The 16,085-nt window shown below is 65.1% G+C and carries 15 protein-coding genes; 8 read left to right on the top strand and 7 right to left on the bottom strand.

Annotated features, from left to right (window positions below; translation table 11 throughout):
• The 6 genes from NYP07_RS09850 to NYP07_RS09825 all read left to right on the top strand — a co-directional run bounded on the left by NYP07_RS09850 (position 1) and on the right by NYP07_RS09825 (position 6,085).
• On the top strand, positions 1–438 hold the full coding sequence (locus tag NYP07_RS09850; RefSeq protein WP_268149846.1) for a PaaI family thioesterase: 438 nt from the start codon (positions 1–3) through the stop codon (positions 436–438).
• 40 nt (positions 439–478) lie between these two features.
• Positions 479–2,770: a DEAD/DEAH box helicase gene (locus NYP07_RS09845; protein ID WP_268149844.1), complete on the top strand. Its 2,292-nt coding sequence runs from the start codon at positions 479–481 to the stop codon at positions 2,768–2,770.
• Positions 2,771–3,281: 511 nt separating this feature from the next.
• Positions 3,282–4,502 carry a tyrosine-type recombinase/integrase gene (locus NYP07_RS09840; protein ID WP_268149842.1) on the top strand — a complete coding sequence of 407 codons (1,221 nt, stop codon included), beginning with the start codon at positions 3,282–3,284 and terminating at the stop codon, positions 4,500–4,502.
• A gap of 11 nt (positions 4,503–4,513) precedes the next feature.
• Complete coding sequence (locus NYP07_RS09835; protein ID WP_268149840.1) at positions 4,514–5,380, top strand: DUF5677 domain-containing protein; 867 nt, start codon at positions 4,514–4,516, stop codon at positions 5,378–5,380.
• Positions 5,334–5,918, top strand: coding sequence for a DNA cytosine methyltransferase (locus NYP07_RS09830; protein WP_268149838.1), 585 nt, complete (start codon positions 5,334–5,336; stop codon positions 5,916–5,918). Before NYP07_RS09835 ends, NYP07_RS09830 begins: the two co-directional genes overlap by 47 nt.
• A gap of 20 nt (positions 5,919–5,938) precedes the next feature.
• Positions 5,939–6,085, top strand: coding sequence for a DNA cytosine methyltransferase (locus NYP07_RS09825; RefSeq protein WP_268149836.1), 147 nt, complete (start codon positions 5,939–5,941; stop codon positions 6,083–6,085).
• A gap of 231 nt (positions 6,086–6,316) precedes the next feature.
• Here the strand turns inward: NYP07_RS09825 and NYP07_RS09820 are convergent, their stop codons facing one another.
• Both NYP07_RS09820 and NYP07_RS09815 read right to left on the bottom strand, forming a co-directional pair.
• Positions 6,317–6,658: a hypothetical protein gene (locus tag NYP07_RS09820; RefSeq protein WP_268149834.1), complete on the bottom strand. Its 342-nt coding sequence runs from the start codon at positions 6,656–6,658 to the stop codon at positions 6,317–6,319.
• A 114-nt stretch (positions 6,659–6,772) separates the two neighbouring features.
• Entirely contained in the window at positions 6,773–6,919 is a 147-nt protein-coding gene (locus NYP07_RS09815; protein WP_268149832.1) for a hypothetical protein, read from the bottom strand.
• An 87-nt stretch (positions 6,920–7,006) separates the two neighbouring features.
• Between NYP07_RS09815 and NYP07_RS09810 the strand changes: the two genes are divergently transcribed.
• Complete coding sequence (locus NYP07_RS09810; RefSeq protein ID WP_268149831.1) at positions 7,007–10,027, top strand: GTP pyrophosphokinase; 3,021 nt, start codon at positions 7,007–7,009, stop codon at positions 10,025–10,027.
• 283 nt (positions 10,028–10,310) lie between these two features.
• Here the strand turns inward: NYP07_RS09810 and NYP07_RS09805 are convergent, their stop codons facing one another.
• The 3 genes from NYP07_RS09805 to NYP07_RS09795 form a co-directional block, all read right to left on the bottom strand.
• Positions 10,311–10,751, bottom strand: a complete 441-nt coding sequence (locus tag NYP07_RS09805; protein ID WP_268149829.1) for a hypothetical protein — start codon at positions 10,749–10,751, stop codon at positions 10,311–10,313.
• A gap of 110 nt (positions 10,752–10,861) precedes the next feature.
• On the bottom strand, positions 10,862–11,494 hold the full coding sequence (locus NYP07_RS09800) for a hypothetical protein (RefSeq protein ID WP_268149827.1): 633 nt from the start codon (positions 11,492–11,494) through the stop codon (positions 10,862–10,864).
• A gap of 273 nt (positions 11,495–11,767) precedes the next feature.
• Entirely contained in the window at positions 11,768–12,712 is a 945-nt protein-coding gene (locus NYP07_RS09795) for a CAP domain-containing protein (protein WP_268149825.1), read from the bottom strand.
• A gap of 351 nt (positions 12,713–13,063) precedes the next feature.
• On the opposite strand from NYP07_RS09795, the gene NYP07_RS09790 reads away from it, so the two are divergent.
• Complete coding sequence (locus tag NYP07_RS09790) at positions 13,064–13,324, top strand: helix-turn-helix domain-containing protein (RefSeq protein ID WP_268149823.1); 261 nt, start codon at positions 13,064–13,066, stop codon at positions 13,322–13,324.
• Between the two features lie 632 nt (positions 13,325–13,956).
• Here the strand turns inward: NYP07_RS09790 and NYP07_RS09785 are convergent.
• Together NYP07_RS09785 and NYP07_RS09780 are read right to left on the bottom strand one after the other, a co-directional pair.
• On the bottom strand, positions 13,957–14,538 hold the full coding sequence (locus NYP07_RS09785) for a hypothetical protein (protein ID WP_268149821.1): 582 nt from the start codon (positions 14,536–14,538) through the stop codon (positions 13,957–13,959).
• A 277-nt stretch (positions 14,539–14,815) separates the two neighbouring features.
• A complete protein-coding gene (locus NYP07_RS09780; protein WP_268149819.1) occupies positions 14,816–16,066 on the bottom strand; it encodes a hypothetical protein in 1,251 nt (416 codons plus the stop codon).
• Positions 16,067–16,085: the final 19 nt, after the last annotated feature.

Below are 16,085 nucleotides of genomic sequence, written 5' to 3'. Positions count from 1 at the left end.
ATGGAGTTCCCGGTCCACATCCCCTTCGTCGAGCAACTCGGCTTCACGCTGCATGGCGTGGGCGACGGCGAGGCCGAGCTGCGGCTGACGATTGCCGAACGGCACCTGAACTCCTGGCGGGTGGCCCACGGCGGCGTCGTGATGACGCTGCTGGACGTGGCCATGGCGCATGCCGCGCGCAGCGTGAACCGGCATCTGCCGGACCTGGGGCCCGGCGTCGTCACGGTGGAGATGAAGACCAGCTTCATGCGCCCCGGCGAAGGCGAGCTGCGCGCCGTGGGCCGTCTGCTGCACCGCTCGACGACGATGGCCTTCTGCGAGGGCTCGGTCTTCGGCGCCGGCGACAAGCTCTGCGCCCACGCCACCGGCACCTTCAAATACTTGCGCGCCCTGCCGGCCGGGCGCCAGCTGAAGCCGCTGGGCGGCGAGGGCGATTGAGCTTTCCGGCGACGGCTTCGCGGGCTGCGAGACTGTCGCGATGGCCGCCCCGCATCGCCCCCATCTCACGCTGCGCACGCTGACGCGCGGCGACGGCCTGCTCGGCCTGCGGCCGCGCGGCCCCCTGGGCCCGCGCGGCGAGCAGGTGACGGTGGCGCTGCTGGCCTCACCGGATCTGCAATCCGAGCCCTTGCTGCTCGGCTGCGGCCTCGTGCGCCTGGACCCCGCCCTGCTGCAATGGCGCGGCGCGCCGCAGCCGCTGGGCGACTCGCTGTGGACCACGACCCAGGAGGAATTCTTCGGCGACTTCCATGCGGACAAGGTGCCCGAGCTGCTGGCCCAGGGCTGGCAGGTCACGACCGAGCCCGGCTTCGCCCACCACAGCCGGTTCGTCAGCGGCTGGCAGCTCGGCCTCGTGGAAGAAGAAGCACCCGAGGCGCCCAAACCCGGTCGCCGCGTCGAGGGCCTGGGCCTGGAGCGCCGCAAGGGGGCCTGGCTGGTCAGCCTCGGCATGGAGGTCGAAGGCCAGCGCATCGACCTCGCGCCGCTGATCGCCAACCTGCTGCGCAAGGACAAGCGCTGGCTGGACGCGGTGGCCATAGTCGCCATCGAGGACGACGCCATCGTGTCGCTGCGCGCACCCGGCGGCCGGCGCTTCCATGCCCAGGCCGCGCCGCTGAAGGCCATGATGCTGGCCCTGCTGGACCTGCTCAAGCCCGCCGAGCTGGACAAGGGCCTGCCGCTGCGCCTCAACGAATGGGACGCCGAGCGCATCCGCTGCATCGAGGAAGAAGCGCCCGGCCGCTGGCAGATCCACGGCGATGCCGGCCTGAAGGCGCTGGGCCGGCGCCTGCTCGCGGCCGGTGCGCCCGCGGCCCTGCCGCAGCCGGGCGGGCTGGGCCTGGAACTGCGCCCCTACCAGCTGCACGGCCTGGCCTGGCTGCAATACCTGCGCGAGCAGGGCCTGGCCGGCATCCTGGCCGACGACATGGGCCTGGGCAAGACGGCCCAGGCGCTGGCCCACCTGTGGGTCGAGAAGCAGGCCGGCCGGCTGGATCGGCCGGCCCTGGTCATCCTGCCGACCTCGCTGTTGTTCAACTGGCAGCAGGAGGCGGCCCGCATCGCGCCCGGGCTCAGGGTGCAGGCCTGGCACGGCGCCGGCCGCGCAGCCGGTGCGCCCCTGGCCGACGCCGACGTCGTGCTGACCACCTACTCCCTGGTCTGGCGCGACCTGCGCGCGCTGTCGGCCCAGCCCTGGCATCTGCTGATCCTGGACGAGGCCCAGGCCGTCAAGAACGCCCATGCCCGCGCCGCCCGCGCGCTGCGCCGGCTGCAGGCGCGCCACCGCCTGGCCCTGACCGGCACGCCGCTGGAGAACCACCTCGGCGAGCTGTGGTCGCTGTTCGACCTGCTGATGCCCGGCCTGCTGGGCGACTCGCGCAGCTTCGCGCGCCATTGGCGCAAGCCCATCGAGGTCAACCGCGACGGCCCGCGCGCCCGGCTGCTGGCCGCGCGCGTGCGGCCCTTCATCCTGCGCCGCCTGAAGACCGAAGTGGCCGCCGAGCTGCCGCCGCTGACCGAGATGGTCAGGCGCGTGCCGCTGCTCGGCCAGCAGAAGCAGCTCTACGAGAGCGTGCGCGTCGCGGCCGACCACATGGTGAGGCGCATCCTCGTGCGCGACGGCTTCACGCCGACCAGCCTCATCAGCGTGCTGGACGCGATGCTCAAGCTGCGCCAGGTCTGCTGCGACCCGCTGCTGCTCAAGGGCGTGCAGACGCCGCCCGGCGTGGAGCGCGCCAAGCTCGAATGGCTGCGCGAGCACCTGCCCGACTTCGTCGCCCAGGGCCGGCGGCTGCTGGTGTTCTCGCAGTTCACGGAGATGCTGGACCTGATCGCCGCGCTGCTGGGCGAGCTGGGCCTGCCGCATCTGCGGCTGACGGGCCAGACGGCGGCCGCGGCGCGCGGCGACGTGGTGCGGCGCTTCCAGGCCCGCGAGCAACCCATCCTGCTGGCCAGCCTGAAGGCCGGCGGCGTCGGGCTCAACCTGACGGCCGCCGACACCGTCATCCACATCGACCCCTGGTGGAACCCGGCCGTGCAGGCCCAGGCCAGCGCGCGCGCCCACCGCATCGGCCAGGACCAGCCCGTCTTCGTCTACCAACTCGTCGCCGATGGCAGCATCGAGGAGAGGATGCTGGAGCTGCAGGCGCGCAAGCGCGCGCTGGCCGATGGCCTGCTGGGTCATGACGATGGCGGCGCCCTGAGCAAGTTCAATGCGGCCGAACTGAATCTGCTGCTCGCGCCGCTGGAGGATGCGGTGTCGGGGGGGTGAGCGCGCAGGTGCATGCTGATGTCCCTTGCATGGGGTGCAAGGGGTGGGCTGTCGAGCCAGATGCAGACCAGAAAGCAAAAAGCCTGGCATCTTGCGATGCCAGGCTTCGGGCTGTTCTCAATGGTCGGGACGGCGGGATTCGAACTCGCGACCCCTTGCACCCCATTTCGTTCGCAGGCTGTCTTTGGCCGTCCACTGCTGTCGCCTTTGAAATGAAGTTCTCTTTGTAAAACAACAAGATAGGTACATTGTTTGTCGCTTCGACACGGCACCTTGTCCACCTGAAGCGCCAGGAATTCTGTCGCCGATAATGTCGCCAGACTCACCTGGAGGCATCGGCACACATGGCACGCACTGCGCGCACGCGCGTCCTCACGGCGCTTGCCGTCAAACGCTACGCCGAGGGCAGCAGCACAAAAGAACTGCATGACGGCGGCGGGCTGTACCTGCGGCGGCGCGATGCCGGCGCGTACTGGTACCTGAGGCTGGTGTCGCCGGCACCGGCAAGCCGATGTGGTTCAAGCTCTTCGCCGACGATCCGGCTGGCGGCTACCCACAGAAGAGCCTCGAGGACGCACGGCGCGAAGCCGAACGGCTCTGGGCACTGAAGAGCGCTGGCAAAGACCCCCGCCTGGAGCACGAGCGGGCCCTTGAGGCCGAGCGCGAGCGCGTGCGTCGCGAGGCCGAAGAAGCGGCTGAGCTGGCCAGGCAGCAGCTGACGGTGCGCCAGCTCTTCAAGCGCTGGAAGGAGGCCGACCTTGCCCATGTTGTGATCGATGGCGAGAAGCGTCGCGGCCGCAAGGACGGTGGAGCGCTGGTCGAACTGCAGTTCGAGAAGCATGTGCTCCCGAGCATCGGCGAGCGCCAGGCCGTTGGAATCCGCCGCGCCGACCTCATGGAGGTGCTGGACAAGATCAAGCAGGCCGGACTGAACCGCACGGCCAACACCATCCTTTCGCACCTGCGCCAGATGTTCACGTTCGCGATCGTGCGCGAGCTCGTCGAGCGCGACCCGACGGCTGGCATCAGCAAGCGTCGCGACGCCGGCGGCCGCGATGCGGAGCGAGAACGGACGCTGTCCGACGAGGAGATCAAGGCACTGGCAGCCGCTATGCCGGCCGCCAGGCTGCCGAAGCACACGCAGCTGGCCGTGTGGATCATGCTGTCCACCATCTGCCGTGTCGGTGAGCTGATGCAGGCCCAATGGGGAGATCTCGACCTGGAGGACGGCGTCTGGAACATCCCAGGTCGAACGACGAAGAACGGTCGCGATCACCTGGTGCACCTGTCGCCGTTCGCCGTCGCCCAATTCAGCGAACTGCTCGAGCTCAAAGAGCACAAAGACTTCGTGTTTCCAGGCCGTGGCGGCGAGGCCTGCCTTGACCAGAAGACGGTCAATAAGCAACTGCGCGATCGGCAAATGCAGCCGTCTGGAAGGGCGCCGATGAAGGGGCGCTCCAAGCAGGTGGGGGCGTTAGCACTACCCGGTGGGACGTGGACGCCGCACGATCTGCGCCGCACGGGTGCGACGCTCATGAGCAGGCTCGGCATTTCGACGGAGATCATCCACCTCTGCCAGAACCACACGCTGCAGGATCAGCTCGCGCGGATCTATATCCGCGATGGCCGGTTGGCTGAGAGGAGGGGAGCCTTCGATGCGTTGGGGCGTAAGCTGGAAGAGCTGATCGAGGTCCGGCAAACCGGGCAGGTGCTCGAGTTCCGAGTCGCGTAGCGGCAACCCGCATGAATGTCCCGCAGTTTTTCCCGCAGGGTGACCAGCGCAATGACGCGCTGAAGCACGGCGCCGAGTTCCTAGCCATGCTTGAAGACCTGATCCAGGCGCTTGACCAGGTCGCTATCGCGGAGGGCGACAGCTGGCTCTATCACGGGCACACCATCTCCAAGAAGTTTTTCTTCCATGTCCACGCAGCCTACGCACTGCTGCCGGGTGTGACGATCCCAGGCGTCGGCCTGGACGTCCTTCCCTTCGGCTCGATCTTCGCGATCGTGCGAGCAGCGATTGAGACGTTCGTGACCTTCGGCCACGTCTATGGCGCAGAGGATCCAGACGAGCGGTATTTCAGGTTCCTGATCTGGACGGCCGCCGGCCTGAACGACCGGCAATCGTTCAACGCAACCACCCGGGAAGCTCAGGAGGTCATCGCGGCCGAGGCCCTGGAGATTCAGCGGCTCCTCGCCGAGATCCAGGCGCATCCGCGTTTTCAGGGGCTCGACAAGGAGGCCCGCGGGCGCATCACGGGCAAGCGCATCGAATGGCGCGGTGCGAAGAGCTGGGCCCAGCTTGCCAGCGAGAGCGGCATCCACAGCGGCTATTTCCAGCAGCTGTACGGCTTCCTGTGCAGCTACTCGCACGCCAGCTACCTGGCCGTCCTTCAGATCGGGCAGGCCCCCCCAGAGAAAGAAAGAGAGATGGCGGTGTCCATACTGATGGCGCTGAACGTCTTCATGTGTCAGTTCGCCGTCATCTACGCGAGGCTGTTTCCACAGGCCGAGAAGGTGTTGGAGCCGTATCGGCGGACGAAGGCCTTCAACAGCTGGTTCCGTGACAAGTCATTTTGGGACTCGTGGTACGGCCCGGAGAAGCCCTAGCAGTCGGCATCGTGCATCTCACACCTCCGTCGCCGGCAAGGGGCTGGGCTTCGCCGACCCCAAGCTGGCCAAGGCCTACCAGCACGCCATGCGCGTGCTGGGCGAGGTGGACGCCAAGGTCATCATCATCGAGTGCGCGCGCCAATTCCTAACCATGGACGGCGGCAAGTATCCCGATGAGCTGATCGACCAGATGATGCAGGCTGGCTACGGCGTGCAGCATCGCGCGCTCAATGCGGCAGGCTTCGGCGTGGCTCAGAGCCGCGAGCGCTCCATCCTCGTCTGCACCCGCGTCGGCCTGGACCTTGACCCCATCGTCGGCTACCTGTTCCCCGAGGAGCAGGAGTCCACGGCCTGCGTGGCCGACATCATGGACGCGGATCTGCCGGCCACCATCCCCGAGGCCGACATCACGCCCCACACCACGAAGCGCGCGCCCCGCAAGGGTCAGCGCGTGAAGGTCGGGCACATCGACGGCCTCAACTGCCAGGGCTATCGCGTCTATTGCCCGAACTCCGCCGGCCGGGCGTCACCCTGACCGCCAGCGGGGGCGCCCGCATGCAAGGCCTGCCCGAGTGGGCCGAGCATCACTCGCTGCATCGCGCGGCCATGAAACACGCAGGCAACGCGGTGGCGGTGCCGATGGCGCGCGAACTGATTCGCCAGCTCGGAGCCATCCTGGGCTCGCGAAAGCCGGCGATTTAGCAGCCAGGGCGACGGGCCTGCCCGGCGCCATGCTTGCGACCCGCAGGGGCCGCAGGCGGCTCATCGTCCGCTTCGGCTGCCGCCACCTGGCGCGCCTCGATCGGCTCCTTGACGCGCGCCAGGTGCGCGAGGCGCTTCTTCGCCAGGCGCGCCACGTCATGGCGTAGGAGCTCGACGCAGGCCGAAAGGGCAAGTTTTACAGACGGAGCGTCTCCGATGGTTGGCTCCGTCTTACATCTCGCGACGAAGCGTTTTCAGAATCGCTTCGAGAATGGGGCGTCGCATCTTCCCTGCTTTGATCCATTGGTTCGAAATGACCTCAGCGCGTTGCGCGAGATCCTGACTGCTAATGGGAAGAGTGAAGCAGACCGGGTCGAGGTAGGGGAGTGCAGCGCCAAAAAAATAGAGTGCAGCCTCATGCGGTGAAAGTTCTTTCGACTTTTCGCATTCGATTTCGTAAAGAATTTTGGCGCACTGTGCGTCGAGCTTTTTTACGTCAATTCCAAGGTCAAGAAGGCACCCGGCAATCCGGGCAGCAAAGATGCCAGTGCGAAATGCGTTAAGAATCCCCATGCACCCCCCCGTTCATGTGCCTTTCATTGTAGGCAGGGCACAGGCCGTGTCGATTACGCAGCCGCTGGTTCGCCAGCTTAGGACCATCCTTGGTTCGGAGATGCCTGTCAGCTGTCAGCCAGGGCGACGGGCCTGCCCGGCCCCCTGCTTGCGACCCGCAGGGCGCGTAGGCAGCTCGTCGTCCGCTTCGATTGCCGCCACCTGACGTGCTTCGATCAGCTCCTTGACGCGCGCCAGGTGCGCGAGGAGCTTCTTCGCCAAGCCTTCTCCCGAAGCCACGCACTGCCTCTGTATTGCCAGTTGACAATCTGGCGTGCGCCGCTTCCGCGGCAGAGAACGGGACTCACGATGGACTTCGCCGAATACGAGCGCGACGGCAAGAGCGCCTATGCAGCCCTGGCCGAGGTTGTTGCTGGCATCCTGACCGAGCTGATCCGCGCCAATGGCCAGTACCGGCTGCAGCAGGTCATGTCCCGGGCAAAGACCACAGAGTCGCTGCTGAAAAAGCTGCGCGACCGCAACCTTGAAGCCTCCAAGGCGATCGATGACGAGATCAAGGACTTGGCGGGCTGCCGGGTCATTTTCTATACCAACACGGATGTCAGCCGGCTGCTGCACTCGGGCCTGATCCACGAGCATTTCGAGGTCGTCGACGTCAAGGTCCACCACCCGGAACACGACAACGAAGATGCCGAGCTCTACACCTCGAACCACTTCGTGGTCAGGCTTAGCGCCGAGCGCTTAGCGCAACCCGGCTTCCGCGAGTTTGCAGGCATGCGGTGCGAGATCCAGGTTCAGACCATCCTCAACCATGCTTGGGCGGAGATGGCGCACGACACCATCTACAAGACGCCCGAACTCGATGCCATGGGTAAGCGAACCCTGGACGAGATCAAGGCGCGCATGCGCCGGATCGCCCAGGAGTACCTGGTGCCTGCCGGGTACGAGTTCCAGAAGATCGCGGCCGACTTCGACCGCCTGCTGGAAGGCAAGACGCTGGCGGATGAAAAGCCGCTGGATGCCATCGTGGCGGCGACCAGCAACGACGAGCGGTTCGACGCACTGGTGCGGTTCAAGGACGTGCTGTTGCCGCTCTACGACGATATGTCGGCCTCTTACCCGGTGGTCGTCGACCGGCTCATTGTCGCCGCCGAGGCCGCCCGAACCATGACGACGAGCGTCGTAGTAACCCCCTTCGGCAGGTCAGGCGGGAAGACTTTCAAGGATGTGCTCGGTCCCATCAGCGAGATCCTGACCTTCTATCGGTACGTCGACCCCGTCAAGACGTTCTCTGCGGCCCTCGCGCTGAATGGCTTGGCGCAGGAAGGCGACGAAGCCAAGGCAGTGGTGGGACTTGGGCACGCGTTGGCCAAGTTCCACTACCGCATCGCCAGCTATGGAGTCGGCGTGCAGGCGGCGCTGCTCGACCAGATGGAGGCCCTGGGGCTGCAGGATAGGGCGGCAAACCGGCGCCTGCTGGTGCCCATGCTGGGCGACATGCTTGGCCTGGGGGTCAGCTGCACGTCGCATCACGCTACTGAGGTGAGATTCCACCGCGGCACGCTTGCCGCTACCCCGGAGTTGGTGGCGGTCAGAGCGCGCGCAATTCGCATCCTGCAAGGATTGTTCGTCACGACCAACACCGATCCAGAACGCCTGGCCATCCTGCAGGCGCTGTGGGTTGCGACCCAGGTACCGTACCAAGGCGGCTACGGCGACGACGCGCAGCAGTTGGTCATGACCAACGCGGCGGAGATCCTCGGCTTTCACACCACGCAATTGCCTGAGCTGAGCCTGGAGCTTAAGCAGTCCTGTGAAACCTGGGTCCATCGGCTCTATCACATCTATGTCGAGCTGCCGCCGGACATGAGGTCGAAGCCTCAGCTCGTCGAGGCCCAGGCGTCTCTTGTCGCCGCAGCCCTGCGGTTTAAAAAGGTGGCCGATTCCGACCCCGAGTTCGGGATCTTCAAGCTCCTGGTGGGCTACAACTCGGTGTTCCCACCGGCCTGGGACGACAGGCACTTCCAGTACACCGGAGCCGAGGAATATCGACACAGTCGCTTCCCGGACCTGATCGCTTCGGTGACCGAGGAGACTGAAGAAGCCTGGTTTCAGCGCCTGGACCGGTTCTCTCGTGTGGACGCGAGCGATCTGGCGACGTTCCCGGCCTTTGGCAAGTTCCTAAGCCAGTTGGCCGAAGCCAAGCCGGCCATCGTGCTCGACTATCTGGCGCGCGTCGAAGGTCCGCTGAAGAACTTCCTACCTGAGATGCTGAACGGGGTGCTGAGGACCGCCATGCGGCCACAGGCGCTCGCCCTCGCCGACCAATGGCTGGTCGACGGCCTCAACCTGCCGTTGCTCGCGTGGCAGCAGCGGATCGCCGATCCGTTTGACGAGGGCACACTGCAGCGGATCCTGCGCCGTGCCATGGAGACCGGCGACATGCACGCGGTGAGCGTTGCGTGCACAGCGGCCGCCAATCAATTCGACAAACACCCTGGCACCTTGATCGCCGAGGTCTTCTTGCCAGCCGTGGAGTTTCTCGCAACGAGCGGGAAGTACGACTGGTTGCGCCACCCTTGGACCTCGTGGATGAATAAGGGCATCGTCGAAGGCATGGACGAGCCCGGTTCCGACCGCCTGCTGAAGGCGCTGCTCCGTTGCCCGGACCTCGAGCAGAACTGCGAATACATCATGGCCTCGGTAGCCAAGCATTTCCCGATCAGCGTGCTGCGGCTCATCGGCGAGCGGATCGCGCTCGGAAGAACCGAGGCCGCGCCGGCCGGCTACGAGCCTGTGCCGTTTTCGCTCTACATGCTGCCGGACGCGCTGCGCGCCCAGCTTGAAGCCCAGCCCGAGCTGCTGCTGCACCAGGCTATCGACTGGTTCCGAGCAGACAAGCTGCGTTTCCCGTTTTCGGGTGCCCGGGTCGTCGTGTCGATCTTCCCTGCCGTGGACGGCCAGTTGGCCGAACGCCTTATGGAGATCGCGAGCGCCGGCGGCAACGAGGAGCTCGCGTTCCTGCTGGCGCTGCTTGAGGCCTATGGCGGGAAAGAGTTTCTGTACCCCATCCTGCGCACCGTCGTCGACCGGCTGGAGCCCAGCGACAAATTCCTGAGGCGCGTGGGCCGTGTCATGGACGAATCGGGGGTGGTGCACGGGGAGTTCGGCTTCGTGGAGCTGAATCAGGCGCGCAGGCGCTGGCTTCAACCCTGGCTTGAGGATGCCAGCGAGAAGGTGCGTGCGTTCGCCGACGCTCGCGTCAAGCAGCTGGACGCCACGATCGCGTCCGAGACCCGATCGGCGGAGATTTCCGTGGCCATGAGGCGCATGCAGTATGGTGAAGACGTCCGCGGCCAGGGCGAGTAGGCCTGCGTCAAATCTTCTTCCTTAGCCCTTGGCGGCCAATCGGTGGCATCAGCGGGAACCGAGCATCCCTGCTGAAAACCCGACGTCCTGCTGTTTCGCAATCATGTGCTGACGTCCGAACGCCGAGACGGCCGGGCAATTCGCGCCCGGCTGACGATACGTCACCATCATTGCCGTCGATGGCGCTGAGTTCAGCGACGGTGTCACTGGAATCAACGACGCCACCGCCTGCAGGCGACGTACCCGTGGCTTCGCCGATTCAAACCAACGCGCCCATCGCGACTCAGGACCCGGCGTACACCAGCCGCGTGTACTCGCCCCGTCCAGCAAAGCGCAGCCTGATGAATATCCGACGGTCCTTCAGGACCTTGTGACTCCAGTCGAAGTAATCCTCCTCGCAGAAAGTCAGTGTCAGGGTTGAATGCGCACCGATTTGCGTGTCCCCGGAGTAGTAGTCTGGTGAACAGATGCCCTCGTAGGTCCGGAATGGCCCGTACCCCTTGCAGTACAGAAGGTCCCAATACGTCAGGATAATTGGCTTACCCGCCAAGTTCCGGATGAATATCCGGTTCCCTTCATCCTCGTCGCCCGTGAAGCTGTAGCTGACCTCAAAGCGGAAGCGGTCTCGAAAGAGCTCCCAGCCTTTGACAAAGCCAAGAATCGTCGACAGCCCTGCGGCGTAAACCGCAATCCAGTCCTTTGGTTGCAACGCGTCGAAGCCCATGGCCCTCCCTACTGGTTGTGTGCCGCACATCCGCCAGGTCATGAAGCGCAACCTGCCGCCAGGACGCGGACTTAGCAAAATCGACGACTTGCGCTCCTCTCGGTTGGATGTTACTTCTTGCCTCGATTGCGACGCCGAGGCTTGCGAACGCTGCCGCGGACCAGACGCGCGTCGATTAGACCCCTGAAATCGTCCTGCAGATCCTCGCGAGCATCAAATAGGTCAAGACGCTTCAGCCGAATCTGCTTCCACCGGTCAATCACTCCCTGACCACGAACCCCCTCCGCCAGATCACGCCCAAGGGCATCGTCTTCTTCTTCTATTTCCCGTTCTCGTTCCTCGAGCTCGGCATATCTCTCGTCATACTCGATAACCTTTGCATTGAATACATGATCCGCTCGCGCAAATAGCGAAGATGCTATTAATGAAACAGCTATTGGTATTTGAACCAATTCTAGAAGCTTTGCTATACGCTCATCAGCTAGTGCAAGTGCCATGAGCACTGCTGCTTCCTTTGGATGCCCACTTGAGGTCATATGCACTGCCGCAGCCGTCTTTTCAGAAGCCATTTGAGTGATCCAGACATGCTGCCCGTAACCCAAGAGAAGCACCACTACGCCAGCAACCAACGGAATCCACGGCCGCGTCTTCCATTCAATACTGGCTGATTGATATATCAAATGCACCAGTATTAGAGTAGCCCCTAGCGCTGCAATGCTTATATTGGCTGCCAAGCTATCCATTAATATTTTCCTTTCACAGAATTACGCACACATCAGTGCGCCTCGCTTGGCCATAGTTGTTCGCAGTGCAGTTAGCGGTGTCACTGGCGCCAGCGAGGGCTGAAGACTCCACTGTGACAGGTGCCCTCTGCGCCAAATGGCGAAACCTCCCCCTGGCGTTTGATTTTTTCCGCCAAGTTGGGCCCGCATTGCCAAAAAGGACGGCCCCGAAGGGCCGTTCCATGCGTCCAGGCAGTATTCACGGCCGGCAGCCAAGCGCCGACCACGACACCACTATCGATCCCGGTCGGCCACGAAGCGCCAGGTCTTCGTGAGCGGGTCGCCACCGGTCTTCAAGGTCGCCGTGAAGGTGACCGTGTAGGTCCCGCCCTTGGCCAGCGGGGAGAGCGGCACCAGCACCGCGAAGCCCTCGCTGAGATTCGCGTCAGCGGTCATCGAGACGCCCGAACCGGTGATGCCCGAATTGGCCAGGATGCCCACGGGGACGAGGTTGCCGCCGGCGTCCTTGATCTCGAACTTGGTCACGACGGGGGTCAGCGTGCCAGCGGCCTTGTAGTTGACGAAATCGGAGTTGCGGATGTTGACGATGACCGGGGTGCCGGACGTGGCGTTCGGGAACAGGGCCACCGGCGGGCGGGGGACCTCGAAGGCGATGTCGAAGGAGTAGAACAAGCCCGTCTGACCATCGTAGGGATAGGCGACGATCTGGCCGGAAGGCGCAACCTGCGGGTAGCTCTCAGTCGACTTCGCGCCGAGGTCGGCCACGCACATCGGAATGTTGGCCGTGTCCGTGCCGAAGCCGATACCGATGTTGGTGGACTGGTTCAGCAGGGCGGCTGCGTGATAGACCGTGCCCAGCAGGCCCAGGACGCAATCCGAGCCCTGGCGGGATGCGCCGGTACCGCCGATGACTTCGCTCCAGTAGCCGCCAGCGCTGAAGCCGGCCTTGGCCATGCGCAAGCCGACGGTCGCCTCGAAGAAGCCGGGCTTCGACGGATCCTCGGTGTGGGCGTTGACGGTGAAGGCCGTGGCGATGTTGGTCGTCAGGTATTTGGCGTGGGCGCCAGCCGAGGTGTCCAGCGCAGCGTTCTGAGACACGAGGCCGGCGCCGGCGTTCTTGCGCACCAAGTTCAAGGCGTTGAAGGCGGATTGGTGCAGGCTGTTGTCGGCGTAGGTTGCCGCCGCGACGGTGGTCGTCAGTGTGCCGGCAGAAGCCACCACAGGCGTGGGCGCGCAGACCTGACCCACCCAGGCCGAGCCATTCCACGTCGGTGCCGTCGTTTCGGTCTGGCCAGCCGGGCACTTCGGTGCGGCGGGCTGCGGCGTTGGAGCAGGCGCCGGAGCCGGGGCTGGCGTCGGGGACGGGGCCACCGCCACAGGACTGCCACTGCCGGCGGCGGATGCGCCGCCGCCGCCCCCGCACGCTGCGAGACACGTGGTGATCGAAATCATGGCCACGCTAGAAAACTTCCTCATTGGTCTTTCCTTCCTGAAAATCCGTTTGTGAACGGTATGAATGTGACTCAAACGCGGGTGACTCTAAAGCGACCGACGTAAACACTGCTTGGCGTGCCTGCAGTCAAGCCGATCAGCGAGAAGAAGTTCACGGCCAGGGAGCTTCTGGCCCTCAATCTGATCCGGCTCAGGGCGCTGCGGGGCTTCAGCCAGGAGGCCCTGGCGCTGGAGTCCGGCCTCCATCGGACCTTCATCGGACACGTTGAACGCCAGGCCAGGAACATCTCGGTCGACAACATTGAAAAGATCGCGCATGCGCTTCAGGTGCCGATCGCAGAGCTCCTGACATCACCAAGCAGAGCGACCAAGCGGTAGCCATCGGACTCCCCAATGACAGAGGATGAGCAGACCCCCTGTCTGGAGTAGGTGCCGTGCCACCTGCCCCACCGCCTGGGTGGAGCAGGGTCAGGCTCTCAAATCACAGGTACGTCCAGGTGCCAGTGGAAGTCGTGCAGACCCACGCCGCTTGGTCGTCGACGAGCGTGCCATCGCTGCAGGTGCTCTCGTCGCCGCTACCGCGCCAGTTCGTGCAGAAGGCGGGCCGCCCATCCCTTGCGACGGTCGGAGGCAGAAACCCATAGCTCGTCGTGCCCGAACTATTGAGGCCATACCAATATCGCGATCCGCTCGGGATGGTTTTCCAACCCGGCACCACACACGATGCCGGCACGCTTGTGCAGACCTGTCCCACCCAAGCCGAGCCATTCCAGGTCGGGGCTACCGTCTGGGTGCTGCCGGCCGGGCACGTGGGTGCGGGCGGCGGCGGCGCCGGAGGCTGCGGGGCCGGGGTGGGCGCCGGAGGCGGCGCCGTCACTGGGTTGGGCGCGCAGACCTGCCCCACCCAGGCCGAGCCATTCCAGGTCGGAGCGACCGTCTGGGTGTAGCCAGCGCCGCAAGCCGGAGGTGGCGGGGGGGAGACGGGAGTACAGACTTGTCCAACCCACGAGCTACCGTTCCAGGTCGGCGCAGTCGTTTGCGTGAACCCACTGGCGCACGTCGGGGCGGGCGGAACCGCGGGCGGCACGCAAGTCGGCGAGGACCAGGAGGTTCCGTCCCAGACCGGTGCCGTCTGCATTGTGTAGCCGGCCGGGCACGTGGGCGCCGGCGGTGGCGTCACCGGCGTGCAGCTCGGAGCGTTCCAGCTGTTCGTGGTGTTGTTCCAGGTCGCGGGCGCGGTCTGTGTCGTGCCAGCCGGGCATGTCGGCTGGGGGGAGTTCGGAGCGCAGACCAGGCCTACCCAGGTGCCACCGCTGTAGGTCGGCGCAGTCGTCTGCGTGGAGCCGGCCGGGCAGGTCGGAGCCGGCGTACTCGGTGCGCATGTCGGCGCGCTCCACGAACTGCCCGTCCAGGTCGGCGGCGAGGTCTGGACATAGCCGCTGCCGCATGTCGGGGCCGGCGGCTGTTGGCAGCCGGGTGCCGTCCACGAAGCCCCGGTCCAGATCGCGGCGCTGGTCATGTTGTAGCCGCTCGGGCAAGTCGGGGGCGCGGTGTAGTTGCAGGTCGGCGTCGACCACTTCGAGCCCACCCATTTCGCGGGAGTCACCGTTACCCAGCCATCAGTGCTTGCGCATGTCGGCGGGGTCTGCGCGGACCGCAGAAGGGTGGTGTTGCACGCGCTGTCCTGGAATCCCCCGGAACAGGCAACGGGCCGGCCGCCCGAGATCTGGGGCAGCGGAAGGTTGACGTTCTGAGCGGCCACCAGCGAGCTGGACGCCAACCCCGCGGCCAGAAGGGCCGTGTAAAAGAATTTCGTGTGCATTTTCAGCGGTACTCCATGTAAGTAAACAATTACCTGAGCTGACAGCGTCAAATCAGTGCAGTGCGGCGATGTACTGGCTCTTCATCAAAACCTCCATAGAAGCCCTCTCGGGCGGTCACCGTACCGAGCAGCAGCCCGTTCTCGCGCGTCTCGCGCTGCAGGCCCAGTACGAGCACCTTCTGAACGGCCGTGAGCTGCAGCTGCTCGCGGGCGACCTCTTCCGGCGAGGCGGCTGCCATGCGGGTCTGCCAGTCCATGTTCATGTACCGGCGCGTGACCTCCAGGTTCATCAACTCGTCCTCGCTGATGCCCTTGCTGCTCCAGCCCGGAGCCTCGCGGTTCAGGTAGGTCTTGACGAAGTTGCCCTGCTGGCTCTGGACCAGCTGGTTGAGCATCGGGATGGACGCGGTGCTCGCCGTCATCATCCCGATGTTGCGACGCATCGGGTGGGTGGCCATCGACATGCGGGCGTCGTAGATGTCCTTGAGGGCCATGTACTTCTTGCCCTCGTCCGAAGCCAGCTCGCCCTTGTTGAGGTCGCGCATCTGCAACGGCGAGCTGAGATTGCGCAGGTAGGAGTTCACGACGTCGAGGTCCTTGCCGTCGGGATCCAGCGTGCGGCGGATGCGCATGGCCTGGCCGGTCTTCTGGGGACCGTAGACGAGGGTCTCAGCGCTCACGTCGCCATCCGCGTAGCCACTGGTGTTCGAGGGCGTAAATCCAGCCGTCTGGCAGATGCTGGCACGCATCGCATTGCCGAAGCTCGACGCAAAGGTCTCGCACGCTCCCTTGGCGGCGGAGAGGGCGGTGTTGCCCGGGTCGCGCGCCGGCGCCTTGCCCGTCGCCTCGTCGACGACGCGCTTCATCGAGCCGCCAAGGGAGCCGCCGCCGCGGCTGCCGCCATAGCCGAGGGATGCCGTGGACAGGATGGTGGTCCCCATCACCTCGGCCATGCCCTGCGCGGCGGCCGGCACCGAGCACGGGTCGGTGTACTGGTAGCGGCCCTCCTGCTTGGCGCGTTCGTTGCTGTGGACCACGCGGTTGACGGCATCGGCCTGCAGCTCGGCACCGCGGCTGACCGAGGTCGTGACCGTTGCGGCCGCACCCTTGATGGCCATCGTGATGACCAGGTTGATCGATTGCGAGGCCGCTGTCGCGGCGCTGTTGATCGCCGACAACAGCGCCGATGTCGCTTCAACGACGGCGCTGCAGGTGTCGCACAACGCATGGGCGCTGATCGGCGCCGCCGCCAGGCCAGCGGCCAGCACTGCCGTCTTGAGACTGTTGGGTTTCTTCATGAATCCACCTCGGTGAGTT

The sequence above is a fragment of the Pelomonas aquatica genome (assembly GCF_026712205.1).
GTDB lineage: Bacteria > Pseudomonadota > Gammaproteobacteria > Burkholderiales > Burkholderiaceae_C > Pelomonas > Pelomonas aquatica.
This window is presented reverse-complemented; position numbering and strand designations above follow the sequence as displayed.